Annotated in this window: 20 protein-coding genes and 2 pseudogenes; 9 read left to right on the forward strand and 13 right to left on the reverse strand. The window is 37.9% G+C overall.

Features of this window, described 5'->3' with window-relative positions; genetic code table 11:
* Positions 1-67: 67 nt before the first annotated feature.
* Genes yhaM through ACFQZ1_RS13025 form a run of 3 tightly spaced genes read right to left on the reverse strand, consistent with a single transcriptional unit; the run spans position 68 to position 5,156 of the window.
* Entirely contained in the window at positions 68-1,012 is a 945-nt protein-coding gene (gene yhaM, locus ACFQZ1_RS13015) for a 3'-5' exoribonuclease YhaM (RefSeq protein ID WP_377882601.1), read from the reverse strand.
* A 44-nt stretch (positions 1,013-1,056) separates the two neighbouring features.
* Positions 1,057-3,918, reverse strand: a complete 2,862-nt coding sequence (locus ACFQZ1_RS13020) for an ATP-binding protein (RefSeq protein WP_377882602.1) — start codon at positions 3,916-3,918, stop codon at positions 1,057-1,059.
* Complete coding sequence (locus ACFQZ1_RS13025; protein ID WP_377882703.1) at positions 3,915-5,156, reverse strand: metallophosphoesterase; 1,242 nt, start codon at positions 5,154-5,156, stop codon at positions 3,915-3,917. The genes ACFQZ1_RS13020 and ACFQZ1_RS13025 overlap by 4 nt, the downstream gene beginning before the upstream one ends.
* Positions 5,157-5,288: 132 nt before the next feature.
* On the opposite strand from ACFQZ1_RS13025, the gene ACFQZ1_RS13030 reads away from it, so the two are divergent.
* The gene (locus tag ACFQZ1_RS13030; protein ID WP_377882603.1) at positions 5,289-5,474 is read left to right on the forward strand and encodes a YhzD family protein; all 186 of its coding nucleotides are present in this window, start codon (positions 5,289-5,291) and stop codon (positions 5,472-5,474) included.
* Between the two features lie 27 nt (positions 5,475-5,501).
* Here ACFQZ1_RS13030 and ACFQZ1_RS13035 read toward each other — a convergent pair whose 3' ends face one another.
* A complete protein-coding gene (locus ACFQZ1_RS13035) occupies positions 5,502-5,861 on the reverse strand; it encodes a hypothetical protein (protein ID WP_377882604.1) in 360 nt (119 codons plus the stop codon).
* A gap of 137 nt (positions 5,862-5,998) precedes the next feature.
* Between ACFQZ1_RS13035 and ACFQZ1_RS13040 the strand changes: the two genes are divergently transcribed.
* Positions 5,999-6,139: a YflJ family protein gene (locus tag ACFQZ1_RS13040; RefSeq protein WP_377882605.1), complete on the forward strand. Its 141-nt coding sequence runs from the start codon at positions 5,999-6,001 to the stop codon at positions 6,137-6,139.
* 72 nt (positions 6,140-6,211) lie between these two features.
* The gene (locus ACFQZ1_RS13045; protein WP_377882606.1) at positions 6,212-6,442 is read left to right on the forward strand and encodes a hypothetical protein; all 231 of its coding nucleotides are present in this window, start codon (positions 6,212-6,214) and stop codon (positions 6,440-6,442) included.
* Here the strand turns inward: ACFQZ1_RS13045 and ACFQZ1_RS13050 are convergent.
* A complete protein-coding gene (locus ACFQZ1_RS13050; RefSeq protein ID WP_377882607.1) occupies positions 6,425-7,627 on the reverse strand; it encodes a macrolide family glycosyltransferase in 1,203 nt (400 codons plus the stop codon). The genes ACFQZ1_RS13045 and ACFQZ1_RS13050 overlap by 18 nt on opposite strands.
* Positions 7,628-8,356: 729 nt before the next feature.
* On the opposite strand from ACFQZ1_RS13050, the gene ACFQZ1_RS13055 reads away from it, so the two are divergent.
* Both ACFQZ1_RS13055 and ACFQZ1_RS13060 read left to right on the forward strand, forming a co-directional pair.
* Positions 8,357-8,743, forward strand: coding sequence for a VOC family protein (locus ACFQZ1_RS13055; protein WP_377882608.1), 387 nt, complete (start codon positions 8,357-8,359; stop codon positions 8,741-8,743).
* A 360-nt stretch (positions 8,744-9,103) separates the two neighbouring features.
* Positions 9,104-9,262 carry a YflJ family protein gene (locus ACFQZ1_RS13060; protein WP_377882609.1) on the forward strand — a complete coding sequence of 53 codons (159 nt, stop codon included), beginning with the start codon at positions 9,104-9,106 and terminating at the stop codon, positions 9,260-9,262.
* Between the two features lie 140 nt (positions 9,263-9,402).
* On the opposite strand, the pseudogene ACFQZ1_RS13065 reads toward ACFQZ1_RS13060, so the two are convergent.
* From ACFQZ1_RS13065 to ACFQZ1_RS13075, 3 genes and pseudogenes are all read right to left on the reverse strand, one after another.
* A pseudogene (locus tag ACFQZ1_RS13065) lies at positions 9,403-9,849 on the reverse strand (Tellurium resistance); the annotation flags it as partial.
* 169 nt (positions 9,850-10,018) lie between these two features.
* Positions 10,019-11,500, reverse strand: coding sequence for a WD40/YVTN/BNR-like repeat-containing protein (locus ACFQZ1_RS13070; RefSeq protein ID WP_377882610.1), 1,482 nt, complete (start codon positions 11,498-11,500; stop codon positions 10,019-10,021).
* Positions 11,501-11,943: 443 nt separating this feature from the next.
* Positions 11,944-12,153, reverse strand: coding sequence for a hypothetical protein (locus ACFQZ1_RS13075; protein WP_377882611.1), 210 nt, complete (start codon positions 12,151-12,153; stop codon positions 11,944-11,946).
* A 331-nt stretch (positions 12,154-12,484) separates the two neighbouring features.
* On the opposite strand from ACFQZ1_RS13075, the pseudogene ACFQZ1_RS13080 reads away from it, so the two are divergent.
* Positions 12,485-12,646: pseudogene (locus ACFQZ1_RS13080) on the forward strand (GNAT family N-acetyltransferase); the annotation flags it as partial.
* A gap of 79 nt (positions 12,647-12,725) precedes the next feature.
* Here the strand turns inward: ACFQZ1_RS13080 and ACFQZ1_RS13085 are convergent.
* Together ACFQZ1_RS13085 and ACFQZ1_RS13090 are read right to left on the reverse strand one after the other, a co-directional pair.
* Positions 12,726-13,322 (reverse strand): TetR/AcrR family transcriptional regulator, encoded by a 597-nt coding sequence (locus ACFQZ1_RS13085; RefSeq protein ID WP_377882612.1) that lies wholly within the window; start codon positions 13,320-13,322, stop codon positions 12,726-12,728.
* Positions 13,323-13,631: 309 nt separating this feature from the next.
* On the reverse strand, positions 13,632-14,135 hold the full coding sequence (locus ACFQZ1_RS13090; protein ID WP_377882613.1) for a DinB family protein: 504 nt from the start codon (positions 14,133-14,135) through the stop codon (positions 13,632-13,634).
* Positions 14,136-14,506: 371 nt separating this feature from the next.
* Between ACFQZ1_RS13090 and ACFQZ1_RS13095 the strand changes: the two genes are divergently transcribed.
* Positions 14,507-14,842, forward strand: a complete 336-nt coding sequence (locus ACFQZ1_RS13095; RefSeq protein ID WP_377882614.1) for a darcynin family protein — start codon at positions 14,507-14,509, stop codon at positions 14,840-14,842.
* A gap of 415 nt (positions 14,843-15,257) precedes the next feature.
* On the opposite strand, the gene ACFQZ1_RS13100 is transcribed toward ACFQZ1_RS13095, so the two are convergent.
* Entirely contained in the window at positions 15,258-16,220 is a 963-nt protein-coding gene (locus ACFQZ1_RS13100) for a helix-turn-helix transcriptional regulator (RefSeq protein ID WP_377882616.1), read from the reverse strand.
* A 107-nt stretch (positions 16,221-16,327) separates the two neighbouring features.
* On the opposite strand from ACFQZ1_RS13100, the gene ACFQZ1_RS13105 reads away from it, so the two are divergent.
* Positions 16,328-16,807 carry a GyrI-like domain-containing protein gene (locus ACFQZ1_RS13105; RefSeq protein WP_377882617.1) on the forward strand — a complete coding sequence of 160 codons (480 nt, stop codon included), beginning with the start codon at positions 16,328-16,330 and terminating at the stop codon, positions 16,805-16,807.
* A 22-nt stretch (positions 16,808-16,829) separates the two neighbouring features.
* Positions 16,830-17,294, forward strand: coding sequence for a phage tail protein (locus ACFQZ1_RS13110; protein WP_377882618.1), 465 nt, complete (start codon positions 16,830-16,832; stop codon positions 17,292-17,294).
* Positions 17,295-17,869: 575 nt separating this feature from the next.
* On the opposite strand, the gene gad is transcribed toward ACFQZ1_RS13110, so the two are convergent.
* Positions 17,870-19,339: a glutamate decarboxylase gene (gad, locus tag ACFQZ1_RS13115; RefSeq protein ID WP_377882619.1), complete on the reverse strand. Its 1,470-nt coding sequence runs from the start codon at positions 19,337-19,339 to the stop codon at positions 17,870-17,872.
* A gap of 222 nt (positions 19,340-19,561) precedes the next feature.
* Positions 19,562-21,151 (reverse strand): HNH endonuclease, encoded by a 1,590-nt coding sequence (locus ACFQZ1_RS13120; protein ID WP_377882621.1) that lies wholly within the window; start codon positions 21,149-21,151, stop codon positions 19,562-19,564.
* Positions 21,152-21,281: the final 130 nt, after the last annotated feature.

Here is a 21,281-nt window from a genome sequence, read left to right on the forward strand (position 1 = left end):
CGGTTTCTAACAATTAAAAGCCGAACTTTCTATGTCTAAGAAAAGTTCGGCTCTTTTTCTATCTCTCTTAATTATGAAACGTTGGTTTATAAAACGAACGATTATCAAGCGCAAAGACACGCTCTGTATATTCACCTGGTTTTGTACGGCCTAACGCACGGTCCATCATGTTCATCTTCGCATCTAAGTTATCAATGTAATGAAGAATTTCTGCTTCTTTTACAAGCGGCGGTTTCGGACTGCCCCACTCCGCTTTACCGTGATGCGATAAGACGATGTGCTGAAGAATCAATATTTCTTCTGCTTCAATTTGCAGTTCGTCTGCTGCTTTGCCAATCTCATTTACCATAATTGAAATGTGACCAAGCAAGTTTCCTTCTAACGTATACGTTGTTGAAATCGGACCTGATAATTCAATGACTTTACCAAGGTCATGTAAAATAACGCCCGCATATAATAAGTCTTTATCAAGAGACGGATATAGCGTCGCAATTGCTTTTGCTAAATCAAGCATGGATACAACGTGATACGCAAGCCCAGATACAAACTCATGATGATTTTTTGTTGCGGCTGGGTAATCTAAAAATTGACTTTGATACTTATTCAGCAAATGTCTCGTAATGCGCTGAATATTGGAGTTACGCATTTCAAATATGTACTGTGTAATTTTCTCAACCATATCTTCTTTTTTGAGTGGCGCCTTTTCCACAAAGTCCGAGATATCCGTTACTTCATTTGAATTTGCCAATCGAATTTGTTTTACGCGAAGTTGAATACGGCCTTTATAATTTTGAATATCTCCGGCTACTTTTACGATTGCTTCCGCTACATATTGCTGTTCTACTTCAGGTGATACATCCCACAGCTTTGCTTCAATGTCACCGCTTTGATCTTGCAAAATGACTGTTAAAAATGGTTTTCCGTTACTTGCGATTCCTTTTGTTGCCGACTTGATCATTAAAAATAAATCGACTTGCTCACCAACTTCATACTGCGCAATTTTCTTTTTCATATGTTTTCCTCCACCGTCATCGTTATTGTTAGTATAGCATAACCTCACTGGTTTAACCTTTGTATTTCTCCTTCTTCAAAGAAAGATAGAAGATGTTTATGACAAGTAAAGAAAATGACTTGCCGTTCTTTCGCTAATTCCTTCATAAGATGCACAGTTCGCTCTGTTCGCAGTACATCAAAATGTACAAAGCTGTCATCAATAATAAACGGATACTGCCCTTCAAACGTATGCGCTAACGCAAACCGAAGCGATAAATAGAGCTGCTCTGCTGTCGCTTGGCTTAATTCATGACTGTAAAAACGAAGTCCATCTTCTCTTTCTACAATAAACGGCTCTTCTGCATCTGGCGAAAAGACTTTCACATATTTTCCGCCTGTTAAATACACAAAGTATTCTTCTGCCTTTTGCAAAATGCGCGGCAGCTGCACTTCATGATAATACTTCTTCGTTTTATTTAATACAGCCTTTGCCGCCGCGTATGCAGCCCACTTTTTCACTTGCTCGCGCACTTGTGATTTTTTCAATTCCCATTCATGAAGCACGTCACCGTACGTACGGCCATCTTCTAACTGAGAGATTTCAAGACGCAGAGCTGCCAGTGTATGCGTCAATTCTTTTTCCTCACGCATCAGCCCGTCTAGCTGCTCTTGTTCTTTTTGGCGCTCCTCTTCGTAGCCTTCTAAACGGTAACCAGTCTCCAGCGCCGCAGTCATTAACCTTCCTTCCAGCAAATCCATTTGCGGAATTAATCGATCAAGCTGCTGCTTTTTCTCTTCAATCTGCTCCGCTTGCTTTGCCGCAGCCAAAAAGGCCTCTTCATCAGCTGTTCCGGCAATATCCCAAAGCTGCTGACGTTCATCTAGGAAATGATGAAGTTGCTGCTGCGCTGCCGCATGCTCTTCTTCCCACGCAGCAACCTTTTCTTCCAGCTGCTTTTTCTGTAATTGCTTTTCCTTTTCTTTCTGCACATCTTTACTTATACCATGTAAAAATAATGACGGTGTATCCACGTTTCTGTCTGCAGAAACAGTTAGCTTCATTAGTTTATGTTCAAACTGCGAAATCATGTCTTCCTGCAATTCTTTTCGTTCTTGCTGCTTCGCGAGCTCTCGGTACAATTGCTGCATCTTTTCGATTCGTTCAAAAGCCGGCAATATATGAGCATATGTAAAACTACTTGGCAATGCGTACATCTCTTTATACGATTTCACCTGCTCATTTACCTGAAACAAATCACGTTCCCACTCATCATATTCGGAAAGAGCGCGTTCATATCCTCTCTCAATTTGCTTTAACTTAAATTCCTCGCGCTCTAATAGCTTCCGCACTTCATCATCTTTCTCAAGGCGATATCTGAGTTCAAGTGCTTCATTACTTTCATGTCCATCTGGTTCAAGCTTTTTAGAAGCAGAGCCCATATACATCACATATAAAACGACAAGACCAATTAAAAGAAAAACACCAACAAACAATAACTTACGATTATCCATTAAAACGCCCGCAAGCAGCAGTAACGCATTCATAATGAACAAGATCATCGCTGTTTTATTCATTTGCGGTGCAGTACCATTTCGGTTCTGTCTTTGTCCTCTCTGCTCGGACGCTGCACTTTGCGCTTTTGACAAATGTCTCTCCCGCTCTTCTTTAGACATCGTTTGCGCCTTGAGCCTATTAACAGCTTCCTCTTGTTCCTCTAACTGTTCCTGCGCTGTTTTAAATCTTCCATCTAACTGCTCTTTACGCTTCTCTAGCTCTTTTGCTAGCTGCATCATCTGCGTAATTGTTTCCTTCACAGCCAAGCTCGTATTGAAAGAAAGAACATCCTCACGCGCAAACGCTGCCCCAATTTGCTGCTGCAAATCTTGTATTTCTTCCTCTATATGTGAAATGCGCCCCGTCAAATCTCGCACTTCTTGCAGCGCTGCTTCATAAGACATATGCTGCAAACGTAGCTCTTCTACATACATATCTTGCTGAAGCAATTCTTCGTTTACTTGCAGTGCTTCTATTTCAGTTTGAGCTGCATTCAATTTCTTTTGCAGCGCATCTTCCTGTAGCTGAAGTGGTTCGAGCCGTGCTTTTACTGCTTCATAACGCTTCAAACCATCAACTGGAAACGTATGTCCCGCGTGTTGCTCTAAAAAGCGTTCACACGCTCGTTTTTCTAGAAACAATGGCTGCAACGCTGCTAACACTTCATAATCTTGCTTTCGTTTTCCTGCTTCTTGCTGCTCCGTGCGAATAACGATAAGGCGCTCTTCGATACTCTTTTTCTTTTTCACAAGCTCTTCATACGCCGCAATCTTCCCTTGCCAATCTGCCAACTGATCTTGCAGTTTTTTTAACTCCTGCAATGCTACATTAATTTCCGGCTTACGGCCATTTGGCTTAAAACGCTGCTCCATTTCTTTCTCGATCATTTTTTCAAGCCGTAATAACCCATCGCTGCCAACTGCACTTGCCGAAAATAAATAGTTACCAATATCATTTTCTCCGATATGGTGAATATTTTGCAAACCGTGCATATCAAATGAAAAAACAGAATCAAACAACTGCTCATTCATTCCGTTTAACAGCTGCTTTAAAACATCTTCACCGCCTGTTTTTCCATCCGCAAAATAAACCGTCACTTCCCCGGCCGCTGTTTTCGGAAGACGTTCAATCTTTAACCTTCCATACTCCTCAGTAAAAACCGTAATCGCACCGCCGTATTTTCCGCCTTCCTTCGGTTCATAACGGCGCTGTCCTCTTGTCGGAAAACCAAACAATATGCTCTTCATAAACGAACGAATTGTTGACTTACCTGCTTCATTTTCTCCGTACAATACTGTAAGCATGGAAAGGTTCAGCTCGACATTTTCTAATTTTCCATATCCGTAAATATGAAGCTTTTCAATTCTCATGCTTTACTCCTCTCTTGCTCTAGTAATTGCTCTAAAATAATATTCTCGGCACCCTTTTGAATCTCTTTCTTTTCTTCCTCAGAAAACGAATGAAGCACCTTTCTCGCAACCGGCGAAGTCCAAATCATCCGCAGCACCTCATCCATACTAGAAAATGCTTCAAGCTCCTGCAGCACATTTCCAATAAAATGATTCTCTTTCTTCAACTTCTCAATTTCAGCAAACGAAATCGTTTCATTCTTCCATTTCACAACATGTACAAAATTGCTGCGCTCTTCGCCTGACGACACAATATGAAGGATTTCCTCTACGCGCTTCTCATCACGTAAATAAGAAGCAAGCGGACCTTGTCCTGCAAACGTCATCGTCACAAGTAAACCTTCCTCTTCTCTTCGAACACCGTTCATACTCTCTGTACATGCATGAATAAGATCATCAACTGTCTCTAACCCATCAATACTGATAGAAATCTCATCCCACACAACATCTGCCGTACTGAAAAATCCTAGTTCCGTCCCTTGCTTTGACAAGGAAACAACATACGCACCTTTCTCTCCTGTTTCCTTTCGGTGCCGCCCTTGAATATTGCCAGAATACACAATGCACGGTTCTTCCGATAATACTTCACGTTTATGTATATGACCAAGCGCCCAGTAATCAAACTGCTTTTCCTTCAATTCACGAATTTGAAACGGCGCATATCGGTTATGCTCCGCGTCTCCTTCCACGCTTCCATGAAGCATCCCAATATGAAACGGCGCATCACTCATCTTTTTATATTGCTCTGTCATATTATCTGTCACAGCTTGCTGCTGATAACTAAATCCGTAAATGGAGGCAAGCAGCTCCCCGTTTTTATAAAATGATTTTTCTTCTATATAAGGCTCTGTAAAAATATGTACATTACTCGGAAATTCAATTGCCGCCCAGCTTCCGCCTAAATGATCATGATTACCGTGAATCACGTATACCGGAATATCATACTGCGCCAGACGCTTCATTTGCTCGCGAACAAATACTTGCGCCCGCAAACTTCTCGTCTCTGCGTCATACAAATCACCGGCAAGCAAAACAAACTCGACCTGCTCTTGAATCGCTTTATCCACAATGCACGCAAACGAACGAAACGTACTTTCCTTCATTCTCTCCCATATAAAAGCTGGTACATGTAGCTCCATCCCTTTAAACGGACTATCCAAATGCAAATCTGCCGCATGAATAAACTTTACTTCTTTCACACTGTAACGTCCTTTCTCCGTCATACTTGGCTCTATTTTAACACGGAATGTCACATATTTCTTTTGCATAATCGCTCGTTTTATGACACAATAGTTATAACATTCTGATTATTTATTTTGGAGGGAATTTTCATGGGCGTATACACACTAACAGTTTTCGAAAAAGACGGTTCCAAAGTACTAGACGAATCATTTGAGGCTGCGACTGAAACAGAAGCAAAATCAAAAGGTGAAACGATCTTACGAGAAAAACAATTGTATGACCACACACACCGCTGCACATCTTCAAGCGGAAAGCTTGTACTATTCCAGCGCTAAAAAAAGAAGCGTCTGACCGCTTCTTTTTCACACAACATCTTCTTCACACCACAGAAATACAACTTCTACAATTCGATTACCTAATCGAACGCGCTTATTCCACATTCCTGCTTGAATAAGCCGCTTTAACTCATCCTTCATTTTATCCGTCCAATCAAGAATACTCTCTTTTTTGTCATACGGATAAACACCTGGAAACTCTTCATGCAAGAGACGCAAACTTTCCGCATCTAGATGAAAATGAAAAAAATAATTCGCAGTAAGAGAAGGCTCCTGCAATTGTAAAAACTGGTGGTCAATTTGTTTCTTATTACGATAAAACGTAAAGATATTGACCTTCCCACTCGTAATCTGATCAATTTGAATTTCGTGCTTTTCAATAATCACGCTGTTCAGTCACCTCAATATATACTACTTCTAGTATATATGTCTTTGACAGAGAAGTTAACCACTTTCATCTGGAAATTCATCATTCCGCCAAAAATACAATCAGAACAACTCCAAACAAGAAAGGAAGCGATTATATGCATTTCGGTAGCAAAGGTTGGTACGTAAACGAACTTAAAAAACTAGGTATCCGTACGTATGAAGGTAGAAAACTAGAGTCATATCGTACGCATATTTTGGCTGGGTTGTTAGAGAAGGTTAAGAGGCAGTCGGCTTAATGTAAGGAAGCTCCTTCTTATACAGGAGGAGCTTTTTTCTTTGAAATTAAGTATAGAGAAAAGAGGAAAAGAATGAATCTTACATTATCAGAGATAACAGAAGCAAATTTTTGGGATGTCATTCATTTAAAATCAGATAAAAACCAAGAAGAACGCATTCAAATATTTGAAAGATGGATCGGCTCTAACGCTTTTTTCCTTGGAGTCTGTCAAGTTTATGACTTTATCCCAAAAGCTACTTATGACAATCACACCTTAATTGGATTTACTTCCTATAGTTACCCATCACTTTTTAGAAAATAAGTGAACGTATTCTTTTAAATACTTGTCTATAGCTAATAAGGCTTTCTTTTCTCCTCCGGCTTCTTTAAAACTTTTGCTAACTTTCTTAGCATTTTCTTGGTAAGAAGGATTGGACAACACTACTTGTACAGCTTCTTTTAGCTTTTCCATACTTAATTCATGCGGATCAAGTCTATATCCAGCTTGAAGTTCTTCTAATCGATTCGCGATTATAGGTTGATCTGATGTGTGAGGTATCACGACAAGAGGTACTTCATAATAGAGAGCCTCACTCGTGCTATTCATTCCTCCATGAGTAATAAAGACGTCTGTATGCTGTAAAATCTCGAGCTGTGGTACATATCTACGTACAATGAAGTTTTCTGGAAAAGGTTGTAGTTTGGTTAAATCAGTAGACATCCCTACTGAAACAACGACTTTTCCCTTGAAATCTCTAAAAGCCTCTATGCAGGTTTTGAAGAAAGACTCAAATCCTTGTAAGACGGTACCCATTGAAATATACAGTACTTTCTGGTCTTTTAACTCTTCTAATGGAAAATCATGTGTTTGCATCCGTTTCGCGATAGAGGGACCAATAAATACGTATGAATTATCCATGGATTCTCCACCAGGCTGAAACTCCTGGCTTGTATAGACAATATTTAAGTCAGCAGTGTTCATCATAAATTGAAAAGGATCCTTTACTTTCACGCCAAAGCATTCCTCAATCTGTTCCATTAAAGCCTCATTCTCCCTTTCAATTTCTGATGGTGCATTTAAAGGTGGACCTATACGCTCTCTTAATATTTTCAAAAATTGCTCTTGAGGTATAGCAAAAGAGGATGATGAAGAGACAGAGGGCAGGTTTAAATAGTCTTTGACTAGTAATCCTGCACCGAACGTATCATGATACACATAATCAAAGGACATGGAATTAGTCAGTTTTTGAACGACAGACAAAATATCATAGGAAAGTTTTAAATGAATCTGTAGAAATTCGTGAATATTAACCAATTTTTGAGGTGTAAACCCTTTCAGATGGTTAGGATGAAGATACACATTCGCACCCAAGCCTTCAATTCTCTCTTTAAACTCTTCAGTAGTTACGTAATGAACGGAATCTCCGCGATCAATTAATGCTTTTACGATACCAAGAGTTGGATTTATATGACCCTCGGCTGGAAAATTAATCATTAATACATTCATAACTTTTTATCCTCCCATCTTATATAAATCAACTAATCTTTTTTTCATACATTATCTAATCTAAAGAACCAAATGTATTCGCCCTAGAACCCGAATCAGCTAAGAGAGAATGCAAACAAAGATTCATATAAAACAAAAAATAATACTGAAATTAAAGCAGTAATAACTACACTATTTTTCTTTGCTTGATTGCTCCTTATCCTTCCCCCCCTTTTTCTTAATTGTATTTAAAAAACTAATTTGTATTTATTTTACAATAAAAGTGGTTAATAAATTTTGAGAAATACAAAAGGAGCCTTTTAATTGCTAAATGATCCCTTAGTAGTTATAAAAGGCACTCTTAAAAGTTGATGAGCATGTGGCAGTACCCCCTATTTTATGCTCCGGAGTTACCACTTCTATATATTCCGCTAACTCTTTTTGTGCTTTTTACGTATTTCTTCTATGAACTAAAAGGGTTTTTATTAGGTGAATTGAATAGAAAATACTCCATTTTTTTCACTTTATAGTTTATGACAACTTCGCATTCAACACGTATGCTGCTGGTACATACTGCATGAGCGGTCCTCAAGAAAGTGTTGACTAACGATACAGTTATTTCATTTATGTGAATAACAGAGCAGAATCGTTATATGAAACATGAAGGAATATTGAAATCAGTGACGAAATGTTCGAATGAATAGTTATGGTGTTGACTCTTTCGATTAAGTTTTTTAGGAGATGATTGATTTGAAGTTGTTGCAAATAAGACTTTTGGTCAAAGATTTTAAGAAAAGTGCCATGTTTTACAGAGATTTATTAGGGCTTCCAGTTAGTTGGTACGAGGAAGACATGGAATATGCGCTTTTCAATAATGGAGAGACGAAAATTGAGCTTGTATCTCGAAAAATGATGGCCGAATTAGTCGGAGAAGGAAATAAGCCTTTAGAAGCTGAGTCTCAATCAAGGTTCTTACTTCAATTTGAAGTTGAAGATGTCGATAAGACTTATAACCGTTTCAGAGAAAAAGGAATTGAATTTGTTAATGAACCGCACGATCGTAAGGAATGGCGATCACGTATTGCACATTTTCGCGACCCTGATGACAACTTAATTGAAATATATAAAATGCTGTAATTTGATTGGTCAAAATGAAATCTTATAATATTAAACACCTTTAATAACACAGTTCGATTTATTTGAACTGTGTTAATTTTATTTGTGCGAGTGGAACCTTTACGGTAAACGAACAAAAAGGACGGTGTTTTTTTACGTATTTCTTCTATGTATTCTTTTTCATTTAAAGTTCTTGTTGTAAACTGGCATCGTAATTCCTCTAATACTTTGATTCTATTATTTTACCACGCAAAATTTACTACCTCTCCTGAAATACACATGTGATATCCGCAGAAAAATCCACACTTTCCGCAAGTAAGACAAGATTTCCTTTTCATACTCAAGCATATACTGTTAAAAATTCTAAAGGAGCATGTTCACATGTATTACGGAACTAAAGGCTGGTACGTGTATGAGTTGAAAAAGCTTGGAATTAATTATTATGAAGGGCGAAAGTTGGAGAGTTACCGAGCGCATGTTTTGCGGAATTTGTTGCTGAAAGAACAGGAGAAAGAGGAGAAGACAAAGGAAGAGGAATAATAGCTTTATGCTAATAAATTTCGATCTTCCTTTTAAAAAATCCACACCTAACCTTCCCTATTTACTTAATATCATCACATTTTTTACACATCAAAAAGTGCTTTACCATTTCGGCAAAGCACTTTTAATTATGTAAGCTTTTATTTGGAACCAGCTACCCAATTCATTCCCCAGCCATATGCACGATCCATTTCTTTATGACCGTCGAAATATTCAACTAACCGTTGCACTTTAAACGTCTCATTGTTTACGTTTTCAATCATTGCAATTGCACACATGATTTTCCCGTTTCGATGTTCATTTAGTTTCACTTCAATATCCGGACCAGCAGAATACTTCAGCGTTACAACTCCATCAGCTTGCGCCCAATTTGCGACCCCTTCATAAATGAAAGAATAAACAAGGACACGCTTAACATCAGAAATTTTGTTTCCGTTAATCCGTAAATTTTCACCCCTAGCAACTGCGCCTGTACGGTCATCTCCGTCAAGTTCCATGTAAGGTGCGTATTGGAAAGAACCAAAAGCATTCCCTGACGCTTGTACACAGCCCCTTTCTCCGCTTTTCAGTTCATATAAACATCCCTTATTAACTTTTGAGCCAGTCTTGTACAAAAATAGAAAATTGCACGTTTAGACACAATTTAACCGGTTCCCTGTACGTTAAGGAACCGGTTATTTATATTGGTCTTACTTGAGAGGGAAGACGAAGCAATCTTAACGGAGAGTGTAAAGTATTTTCTTATTAGTACGAACTCTAACTATTTTTTTCTTCTTTTACATATTCCCATGTTTCTCCTTTATCTTTTGATTGATACAGTGCACTGCTATCGCCATTATAGTCCCCATCTGATCCTTGTCCAACTAACATATTAAAAACTCCATCTTTCTCATAAGGCATGCCTGGAGAATCAAAAGGACTTATTATAGACTGTGTATTATCTAATTTCACTTCATGAGGTGGATAATTTACCTTTTTAAAAGATATGCCCCCATCATCTGTACGATATAACTCTCCCTCAGTACCAGAAGGACGGATTGCTCCTAAAAATCCAAGTTTATCATTCATAAAAGTTATTCCTGATACACTACCAATTCCTCCAATGAATGGATCTGTATTTATAACCTCCCATGTTTTACCCCCATCAATTGTCTTGCTTAGTGAATAAAAAGCACTACCTAATGCTTTTTCTGTCATATTTAGTTTATAACCAACTTCTTTTGATAGGTAAAACTGTTCCTTGTTATTCGTTACATCTTGCTGCTTCTCTTTAGAACTCTTTTGATTTGGATTCGTATTTGGTTTACTCCAATTCGGGTCACCTATTAAGTTATATCTAGCAGGTACTAACTCTTTCTCTTTTCCAGGGACAAATATGGATACTGTATACCCAATTATTTCAGAAGTTGCTTCTTCAAGCTTATGCTCCTTACCATCCTCATTAATATTAATAATTCCCTCTGTATTGTATCCCCAATTTCTTTTTCCATAATAAATTAATCCATACTTACTTTCATTCCACTTACTAACTGTTTGCTTAACTGGAATAGCCTTAACCGTTTTAATTAGAGGTTCTACTAGTTTATCATCATCATAATCAGGATCTGCATATCCATTTCGTATTACAGTAATATCTTGTGACTTCTTCTTATCATAAGCTATTAAATAAGTTTCCTCTTTCCCGTGAGCATTTTTCCCATAAACAAATGTATCAAATGCTGTAATTGTTCCATCTGAATGAAATGTAAGGTCGAAATCACTTGCCATATATAATTTCTTTGGCAAAGGATATTTTTTATTTATATCTTCAAAAATACCTTCTACTCCATATTGATATATATTGTTATGTTCAAATTCAACTGATCTTTCATGTTTTAATCTTTCTATAAACCATGCAAGTCTGCCACCATAATTTGTTGCACTTTTATAAATCTGCACCCCATAAAATGATGTAATTACAACAATAATGATAATAGAAATGTATTTCCATGCAGTTAAATTAGTTAATTTTTTAGATTGATATTCTCTATTTTTTATAATTCTCATTGTAGTAAATGTAATTACAGATATAAAAAATACTATACATAATAATAAAATATAAATATTATAATTCATTCTTCCATACTTACAGAATGAAGCTAACTCATAACAAAAGATCCAGTATCCAATTATTAATATTGGATTTGTTAATAATGATATAAGTATCCTTTTTACATTTCCCCTAAATATGTAAATCACTCCTAATCAAATTTATTAATTATATTTATCTATATAAATTATACTTTCTTTTACCAAATATTTGTATAATCCTTTAATCATCCTACTACTTCATTGCATACGAATGAAAATTAAAGTAACCAGAATTGATATAGTAATGAAAAGAAAATAAAAAAGCACTCCATCATGCACAGATGAGCGCTAATTTCTTCATTCTAATTTTTATAAACATGATTCCGAAAATGACCCATTTTACTTTTTGGAGGAATCATCTCTGGTCACTATATCCTGGTAAGTCGCCCGTTCGCTTCCAATCTTGACATCGGCGATAAAAATCTTCCGTTCTTTTACCGGATCAGGTTCAGTTCGCCGTACTTGAAATCTCTGGAACGGCTATATATGTAGAAGAATTCCAAGTTTCGATTTAAAAATAGGAAAAAGTTCGGCATATAACCGAACCTTTTTCATCTGTTTATCACTTCAATAAAAGCTGTATTCCCATTGTTCCTAATTATAGAATGGAATTTTTGATTTTCTAATGTCTCAGCAACTTGTTCTAATTTTTGTACATCATCATGATGAATGAGTAAACTGTCTGATCCACTTTCTTCAATGTGGATATGTTCAATATTACCAATGGCTTTGTGTACGGTTTGTAAAAAATCGGGTTTCATAAATAAGGCCTCCTATATTTACAGTTATTTGTTTCTATTATTTCCTTATTTATAAAAAATTAGGCCGGTTGATAAACCAATCTTGGTAATTTTTGTTTTTTTAACTTGTATATGTCCTAACCATCAACTGACTCATTATTTTTGATAAAGTGAAACTTTAATCAGTGGGGTTTTCTTCATCCCCCACTGATTATTAATTGAACCAATCGGGCTTTTACGGGCTATTGATCTCCCACCTAACTTCTTTGCTTTCGCTGAATTTTGAGGTGGGAGTATTACTGCCCGTTAATGCGGGATAAGCATTTGAATTTGACAACTATAAGATTCTGTTATGAAAAGTATGGATGTGAAATCTTTATATCTATATACAGATACTAGATGTAACTATGGATTTTATGACAGCCAAAACTTTAAACGTATAAATGAAAAAGAAATTTATTTTGATTTCATGAAAGAAAAGCTTAATGTATTTTTATACTGTTATGATTTTTAACTAATAGTAAAAACCGTATCACTTATTTGTGATACGGTTTTTGCGTAACTGGGCAGACGATCAATTTTCCGATTTCGTCCTACTTCGGCTTCTCTCCAACCAACCCATAGAAAAACAACTCCATTAATTGATCCATACTCCTCGTTATGTGTGCTCGATTCGACGCTTCCCAATACCGACCTAGCTCATTTTTGTACATCGTGAAGTACAGCATAATCATCTCTTCTGTTTGATCTCTATGAATGTAACCTTCTTGCTTTCCAATCACGACAAACCTCATAAAAAATTGCATGACTTTCTGCTCATAATAACTCTTCAGCCTTTGCATCAACCCACTCACCTCAGAGAATGGGGGTTTCTGAAAATTATCCGATAAAATTTGTAAATTTTTAGCTTCCACCAGCATGATTTCCTTCGTCTTTTCAGGAAAGGAATACGCTGAATCCAGAATCTTCTCATACTGCTCCAACTGTTTGTCCATCCAATTTATAAGCATATCGGCATAGAGCTGTTCTTTTGTTCCAAAGTAATTATAAATGGTAGAGGGAGAAACCTTCGCATTTTGAGCGATTTCATTCACGCTTACCTTTTGAAAACCATATTTGGAGAACAATTCAAATGAGGAACTGTATATTTGCTCAATTTTGTTCTGTTTCCGTCGTTCGAATCCGTTCATATTCTCCACCTCACTTGTAGTGTAGCTCAAGTTTTAGAGTAAATGCAGAAAATGTAAGTTTGTACCGGGGATTCGGATTTGCTCTAAGCAAAGAAATACAAATCGACAAGGTACCCGTATATTATATGTTCTATCAGACAAATAGTTCGGGCAACGGAGATTCCGAGATTCCGGCTCATTTATGACATAGTTTCATACTGATAAAGAAAAAAAGTGGCCAATTTAATGGCCACTTTTACTAACTTGTATGTCCTAAATAAAGGTTTCCCTTTATTTGTTAAAGCATGAATCCGTAACACTATACTATTTTTAAAGTGGTGGATTTTCTACCCCTAAATGAATCCAGTCTTCTTTTGGGGGACCATACACTCCAAATGGTTTTATTCCTGCTTGACGCATAAGAATTGTAACTTGTCCACGATGATGAACAATGTGCTTAATTAACCCCATTAAGATTGTAGCGTTTGATTCCTGTCTTCCAAATGCTTCTTGTATTTGCTTTAAGGATTCATCTGTCCATTGTTCCTCAATAACTTTGGCTGCATCAAGACTTATATTTTTAAAGGTTTCAGCAATTTCCTTCGCTGAGGTTGGTACACTTTCTGCATTTTTCACTTCATCTATCTTCAACCCAAAATGAGCTAAATAACCTGGAATACTTGTTGTCAAATGCCACGCAATCCTTCCTAAAGTACGGCCTTCTGAATACACTTGTTGTTGCAATGATTCATCTGTCAAACCATCTAAAACCTGTTGAGTTAGTAATGCTTCCCTATTCCATTCTTTAATAAAGTCTGAAATTGTTACATACATAAATAATTCCTCCACAATCAAATTTTTTTGAAATACAGTGCAAAACATTCGTCCTATATTTCAATTTCCCTTCTTAAATTAGAACAACTCATTGATAGATTTGCTCTTTTTTGTATGTAGTAATTTGTTGCTATAGTTATGAAACGTTTTGCTCATCTTGATAACCAAATAGAACATTTGTTCTTGATTTTATTGTATCAAGAATCCAGGAAAACATCAAATTTCAATACTATTCTATAACAGATCCAATTTAAATAATCGTTTAGTTTGATTTAAAAACATAATGTAAGTATTTTCTTATTGAACCAAAAAATGCATGGATTTTGTTATAATCTAAAAGCAAATAAAATCCATTATAGGAGGGAAGAAGTATGAATCATATCTTTATTGTTTTAGTAGAATTTTATCCGTCCTGGCTTGCTATGACTCGTGAAGAAAGAAGGAAACGGGCTAATGAGCTTACAGAAATTACTTTAAAATATCCCGAAGTGCAGGTGCGTTTCTTTGATGCGGAAGCCTTACCTGGAAAGGACTTTACAGATATTATCATTTGTGAAACAAATAATATCAAAAAGTACCATTATATGTGGGAAGAAATAAGAGACCACTCTGTATATACTGAAGGGCATATGAAGATTAAAAATGTTATTATGGGAATGGAAGAAGCCTATAAAAAATTTGAGGCAGATTCATTACATAATAATTAAATCCATATTAACGAGTATTACTATTCAACAAAAAGTAACATCCATAAGGATACCAAAGCATCTAGTATACGTGTTATCAGGAACAAAGAAGCCGTGTCTGAGAAGCTAGGGCTAATCCGCTCTTCTGATAAAGTAAAACTTCCACCAGTGGGGGATTTTCTTCATCCCTCACTGGTGGAAAGCTCTCATCAATTGGTCATATGCAAGTCCCCCACTCTTTGCTTTTCTCTACATCTTGATGTGGGGATCTTACTGCCCGTTAATGCGGGATAAAGAACAGTACTGCTAAAAATACTATTATCCTTTAAATGTATTTCCACCATTCAGAAACCCTTATCTTTTCTGGGTGTGCGAAAATAAGGGGGAACTGGCAACTGGTCACGCTCAAAATTATTTGGATTTTAACTGGCACTGCTTATGGGCAGTATAGGAATAATCTCTCTTGCAAACCTTCTAGGACTTCTTCTGGCACTTCCCTGACCTTGATATCCCCACCTAAGAAAAGTAGCCAATTTGTTATTTCGGTCAATTCTTCTGAATTATTAACATTGATAAAAGTCTTTAGAATGGCTGTGGCTTGGTAAGGATTCGTATAGGAAATTGAAACTTTTAAAGGATGATATTTTTTGAACTGAGCAATCGCCTTTGGACCAAGTTCAACGACAAGGTTGATTACTTCTTCCTGCCTACTTAGTTTTTCTAAAATCTTTTTCTTACTTAATCTTTTTTTCGCAGGGTATGGTTTGACATTGGTGAGATTGTCGACAGGAAAAATCTGTATCTTTTCTTCCTTTAAGTCAAAGCCTTCAATCAGCCAAAGGTTTTTTTCACGATAAAGGTGCAAGAGATAAATTGGATAAGACTTTATCACCTTCTCTTCTTTGATGGTAATCAATAAATAACTATCCAAAAGAAGGATTTGAATAAGTTTTTCTAACATAGGATGAGGTAGGTCTGACAAATCAAGTAAGTCAGGATTATTAGGGTTGGTCCCTTCAAAAAGCAAGATTTGATTTAAAAGAACAAGGTCCTCTTGCTGGTTTTCTGAGATAAGGCCTAGTAATTTTTCAGCTAAAGACTGACGACTCTTTAGATAAGGGAGTTGTTGATTTCTTGTGGCCATAAAGGCAATAAAAAGAGCTTTAAGCTCATTATCGGTAAAGCGGACAGTGGGTAGGACAGAGTTGTTCATGACAAAATACCCACCTTCCCTTCCAACTTCAGCGACAAGTGGCATCCCCATGGCTTCAATTTCTCTGATATCTCTAATAGCTGTCGAACGAGAGATGTTAAATTCTCGCATGATTTCAGAAATTGTAAAGTGGGCGCGGTTGTTAATATAACGCATGATGATATTAATCCGTTCAACTTTTTTCATAGGAGCCTCCTAAACAGTATCATTTTTTGACATGATTTAAGGCTATTATAAACTCATCAAGTGAAAAGACAAATCATTTGATTAATAAAAAAAGGTAGGTTTTGAATATGACAGATTATACCCTAGAAGAAAAAGACAGCTTTACCGTTTTAGGTATTGGAACTGAGCTTAAGAGCGATTACACAGACTATGCTGGCATAAACAAGGAAAAGGCAGACTTTTGGCGGGCCGTCAAACAAGATGGACGACTTGACACTTTAAAAGCCATAGCCACAAATGACTATATTTTTGTCGTGAACGAAGCGGTGAATAACAAGATGATGCATTATGCTGGCGTCATGACAGAGGCGTCGATACCAGAAGAATCCAGAGTTATCCAATTTCCTAAGGGGGAATACCTAGTTGTTAAAGGGGAAGGGACGACGACTGATGAGTTGAGTAATAAGCTTACCGGCATTGCCTTTGGTCAAGTCTTGCCAGAAGCAAAGAATATTGCCTATGTTGGCGGGCCAAATGCAACGGTTGAGATGGGGCAGCGAAACGGCTTAGTATTTGGTGAAATGTGGATTCCTGTTGTTAGGAAATAAAGAGATAAAAGGAGGAATGGAATTGTCCTATATCGTTGATTTTAAAAATGTGTCTACGATTGGTTTAGAGTCTTCACCCGTAGCGGAAGCGCTTGCTGGTTTACGTGCTAATGAAGCCCGTTACTTTATGAACAAATATAAGCATGAGTTTACAGTTGTACCAGCTAGCGAAAGCCAGGAGACCCTTGATTATGTGAACCGAATTTTGAAAGAAGAACGTGATATTGAGTTTGCGGCCAAACCTTTAGAAACGTCGCGTTTTCAAGTGGAAAATATTAAAATTGCCTACGTCTTTTATGAGGATGGTCTTGGGATTAACGTCATGTATACGGTTGATGACCCTAAGAAGCGTGCCGTTGGTTTTAAGCTTTCTGAGGGGATGGAGATACCAAAGGAGTTAGAAGGGAAGTTTAAGTTTGCTAGGCAGAAGTCTAAACTAGCTGGAACAATTCGGGGCTCGTTTTTTGTAATTAAAGGAGAGTATTAAAGTAAGCAAAAGAGCAAAAACAACCATTGATGCAACAAATGTTCATCTAGGCATTCAAATAACAAAACAGCACCTCTCCATTAAATTAGAGGGTGCTGTTACTTTTTTCACAAAAATCTCATTTACTTATAATACGGTTCACCGTGACGTATCTAAATGAGGTTCTCTTGGATCACCCTACCCCTCTCACTTCCTTTAAATATGAAGTCTTGTCCTTAATTGAGTAACCAGCGATAGTAAAATAAGCGCAGATTTTTCGGTTAAATGCAGAATAGAGCTCGTTCCGGGGTTTATAAGGGAAGGTTTTCCGATTATGCAAAGCAAAATTACCCATTTTCATATTTTTCGAGTCAATAGGCGGAATCTCTCCGTCTATTTATCAGATCTGGTACTTAACCTGTTCCCCCAACCGATAAGAGATATAAACTTTTCTTCTGTATAAAGCATATCCTTATTGGTCGACTTAATCTCCATGAAAAGTCCCTCCAATAAATTTCTTAATGGAGGGATTCATCTAAGATAGTTAATTTCACCGGTGGTTCGCTCAACTTAATGACTACGGGATCTGTCCCCACTTAGTGATGAAACCCATTATCACATTTCGTATCATGTGGCATAGGCCCGTCCAGGGAATCCAGAAAGGCAACGGCCTGTTTGAGGTGCATCAAAAATAAATGCGCGAGATCCATGGAAAATCCATTTCGAACCACAACGCGCATAATCGTCACCGCTTCCATATCTGGAGGCAATGGATAGGCGGGTACTTGCCAGCCGAACACACGCAATTGTCGAGATAAATCATAAAGATTCCAGTTTAATGTGTAACCATCTTTCAGTCGCCAAGCGAAAACCGGAATATCCGAACCATCGGACAAAAGTTCGAACGGTTCCATCTTCTGAATCGCCTTGCTAAGAAAAAGCGCGACTTTCTGAGAAGCCCTTTGGACATCATAGTACCCACTTTTCCCCAAACGCAGGTAATTGTAATATTGCAGGAGCACTTGTGCGCCAGGACGAGAGAAATTCAGTGCAAAAGTCGGCATGTTCCCGCCCAAATAGGAGACGCGGAAGATTAGATCCTCAGGGAGATCTTCAGCTTCCCGCCAAATTATCCAACCCAACCCAGGGTAGACTAATCCATATTTATGTCCGGATACATTGATGGACTTCACCCTCGGTAATTGAAAATCCCAGACTAAATCTGGTTGAAGAAACGGTGCTATAAATCCCCCCGAAGCCGCATCCACATGCATGGGAATGTCGAGGCCCGTCCTCTCCTGTAAATCGTCCAACGCTTTCGCAATGGCGGCAACCGGTTCGTAAAGCCCGGTATAAGTCTCACCGAGAATCGGTACCACACCAATCGTATTTTCATCCACGGCAGCGAGGACCCCCTGAGGATCCAATCGGGGATGCTCTGGACTAACCTTCACAAAGCGTGGTTCAACCTCCCAATAGTTCGCGAATTTTTCCCAAACGACTTGAACAGCAGAACTAAACACAATATTGGGCCGATCCACCGGCTTCCCTTCGCTTTTGCGTGCGTTTTGCCAGCGTCTCTTTAACGCAAGCCCCCCGAGCATACATGCTTCCGACGATCCAGTTGTTGAAACGCCCATAGTCGTAAGGGGGGTGGGCGAATGCCAGAGGTTGGCTAAAATGCGGACACACCGCTCCTCAATTTCGGCTGTCTGTGGATATTCATCCTTGTCAATCATGTTCTTGTCGAATGATTTGGCATATAAGTGCTCTGCGGCAGGCTCCATCCATGTGCTAACGAATGTTGCAAGATTCAAGCGGGCATTGCCATCAAGAGCAATTTCATCATGGACGATTTGATACGCTGTTTCTGGTAACATGCCTTTATCATGCATGTGAAAGCGCGGAACGACTGATTCTCCTTCGCGGGCAAACAGAGGATTTATAGAAAATTCGTGAGGCAGCTCCATTTGCACGTGACGCGGTAGATATTGTGGATTATCTGGCATGATCTCTTTTCCTTCGTATGCATCGTTTTGAACTTCTGTTTTTCGATCCTGTGGCATACAAGTCCCCCTTAATTAATTGTTTAACAAACATATTATTTACAAAAAAGCATTTGTTAAACTAGGGGGACAATTCTAATAAAAAGTGCTTCCACCATTCGAATTAAAGGAGTATATTAACGTAAGCCATTCAAATAACAAAACAGCACCTCTCCAGCAAATTAGAGGGTGCTGTTGTTTTTTCGCTAAAACCTCATTTACTTATAATACGGTTCACCCCAATTAATTTGATAACAAAGCTGCTTTCAACACATCTCTCAATTCCTCCACTGTCAGCACATCATCCTTCTTCCGGTGGATCATCCGATGACAATTGGAACAAACAGGAACAAGGTCCTCTTCTGGATTAATTTCCGTTGCTTCCTCAAGTGTACTTAATGGTTTTACATGATGCACTTCTATAAAACTTTTTCCTCTTTCTCCGTACACTCTTTCAAAATCAAATCCGCACACAGCACATGAACATCCGTGGATTTCAATAGCCGCCGATCTATTGCGTACATCACGTTCATAGCGTGTTCCGTAGTATGTTTTTGCAGTCCCGTCTGTATAGAAAATATCCTCTTGTGCCAGTTCCGATGTAATATCTTCTTCTACAATTTTTTCTCTGCATTGTATTTGTATTTCAGAGAACATCTTCTGAAATGTCTCCTCATTTTCCCGCACCCACGGATTTACTTTTTGGCGATTTTCTTTGTAATGAGCCATGGAAACGTCCTTTATAGAAACAGACGAATCGTGCTCAAACAAAAGTTCCAATCCTCTCCGCTTCGCTCGTGTAAGCAGTTGTTTTTTAGAGGAACTTCGTAAGCGTTTTTTGTGAACTACATTCCCATCTTCTAGTAGCGTCACTCGATATTCAGGTGCTTCTTCATCTTCAGAACACTTTACAATAAGGATATAGTATTTCGTTTTAAAACTTCCTTCATATTCTTTTTGACGCAAACTTTGAGCAAACTGTTTTTCATTGGACGGTAGTTGTTCTCTTTCAATCTTTTTCTCCCAGAGCTTATCAAGGGCTTTCGCATGTTCCGGTGATAAGAGATAATTCGTTTGGTTGGCCATACGTAAAATAAGCAGATCATGTAAAACGTCATGCTCAGCTAAATCTTTTCTAGTTATCGGAGACTTTGTTAAAACTTGTTCGCGATTGATTGGGATTCCTTCTTTCTCATCCGTTCTGCCCTCATTAATCCAATACGTACTTGCATCAGCGGTTTGAGTTTCTAGCCCCGTAATCTTCCCTTTCGCAATGACTCCGCCTGTTCCCTGTTGCTTTCCATCAGATCTCCAAATATAAACCGTGTCCCCTTCTCTTATCACATCTCTATAATGTTCCTGATTTAAGGACCACAGCCAAGCTTCATTTTCTTCTATATAATCATCAATACGGAAACGTACAGGATTGCCTTGAAAAATCCACGTATGATTCAAAGGCTTCGGACGTACCGTTTCATGGAAAGAAGAAAGAAAATCATTCCAATGTCTGTACTGGAAAATCGCTTCCCGTTGCTCATAGTAAAAATGATCCCACTCGTCTCCTTTTAGATTTCCATATCCCATCAGCGGCGCTATATATGTAAAAAAGCCTTCTCCAGGCATCTGACTGTTCCGACTAATGACAATCGCAGATAAAGGAGGCGCGTTTCGTTCAATACACATCTCAGATATAGCTCCCAGCGGCTTGTTCAGCTGAATTGGAGAAATATATCCTCCAAGTTCTTTACTTAATTGCCCATACTCCATTACTTTCCCGCTTTTCGCACACTCTACTAAAAGTTCACTTATTCTATAAAGAAGCTTCTTATTCATCTATATCCCCCTACAAAAATAGAATACGATTTTCATAACTTTATAAAGCCGAAAAGATTTTTTACAACAAAATTAATAATGATATTCTTAAATCCTATTATAACAAAAGTAAAAATTACAGCTTTACCCT

Source organism: Bacillus sp. CGMCC 1.60114, assembly GCF_042676365.1.
GTDB classification, from domain to species: domain Bacteria; phylum Bacillota; class Bacilli; order Bacillales; family Bacillaceae_G; genus Bacillus_A; species Bacillus_A rhizoplanae_A.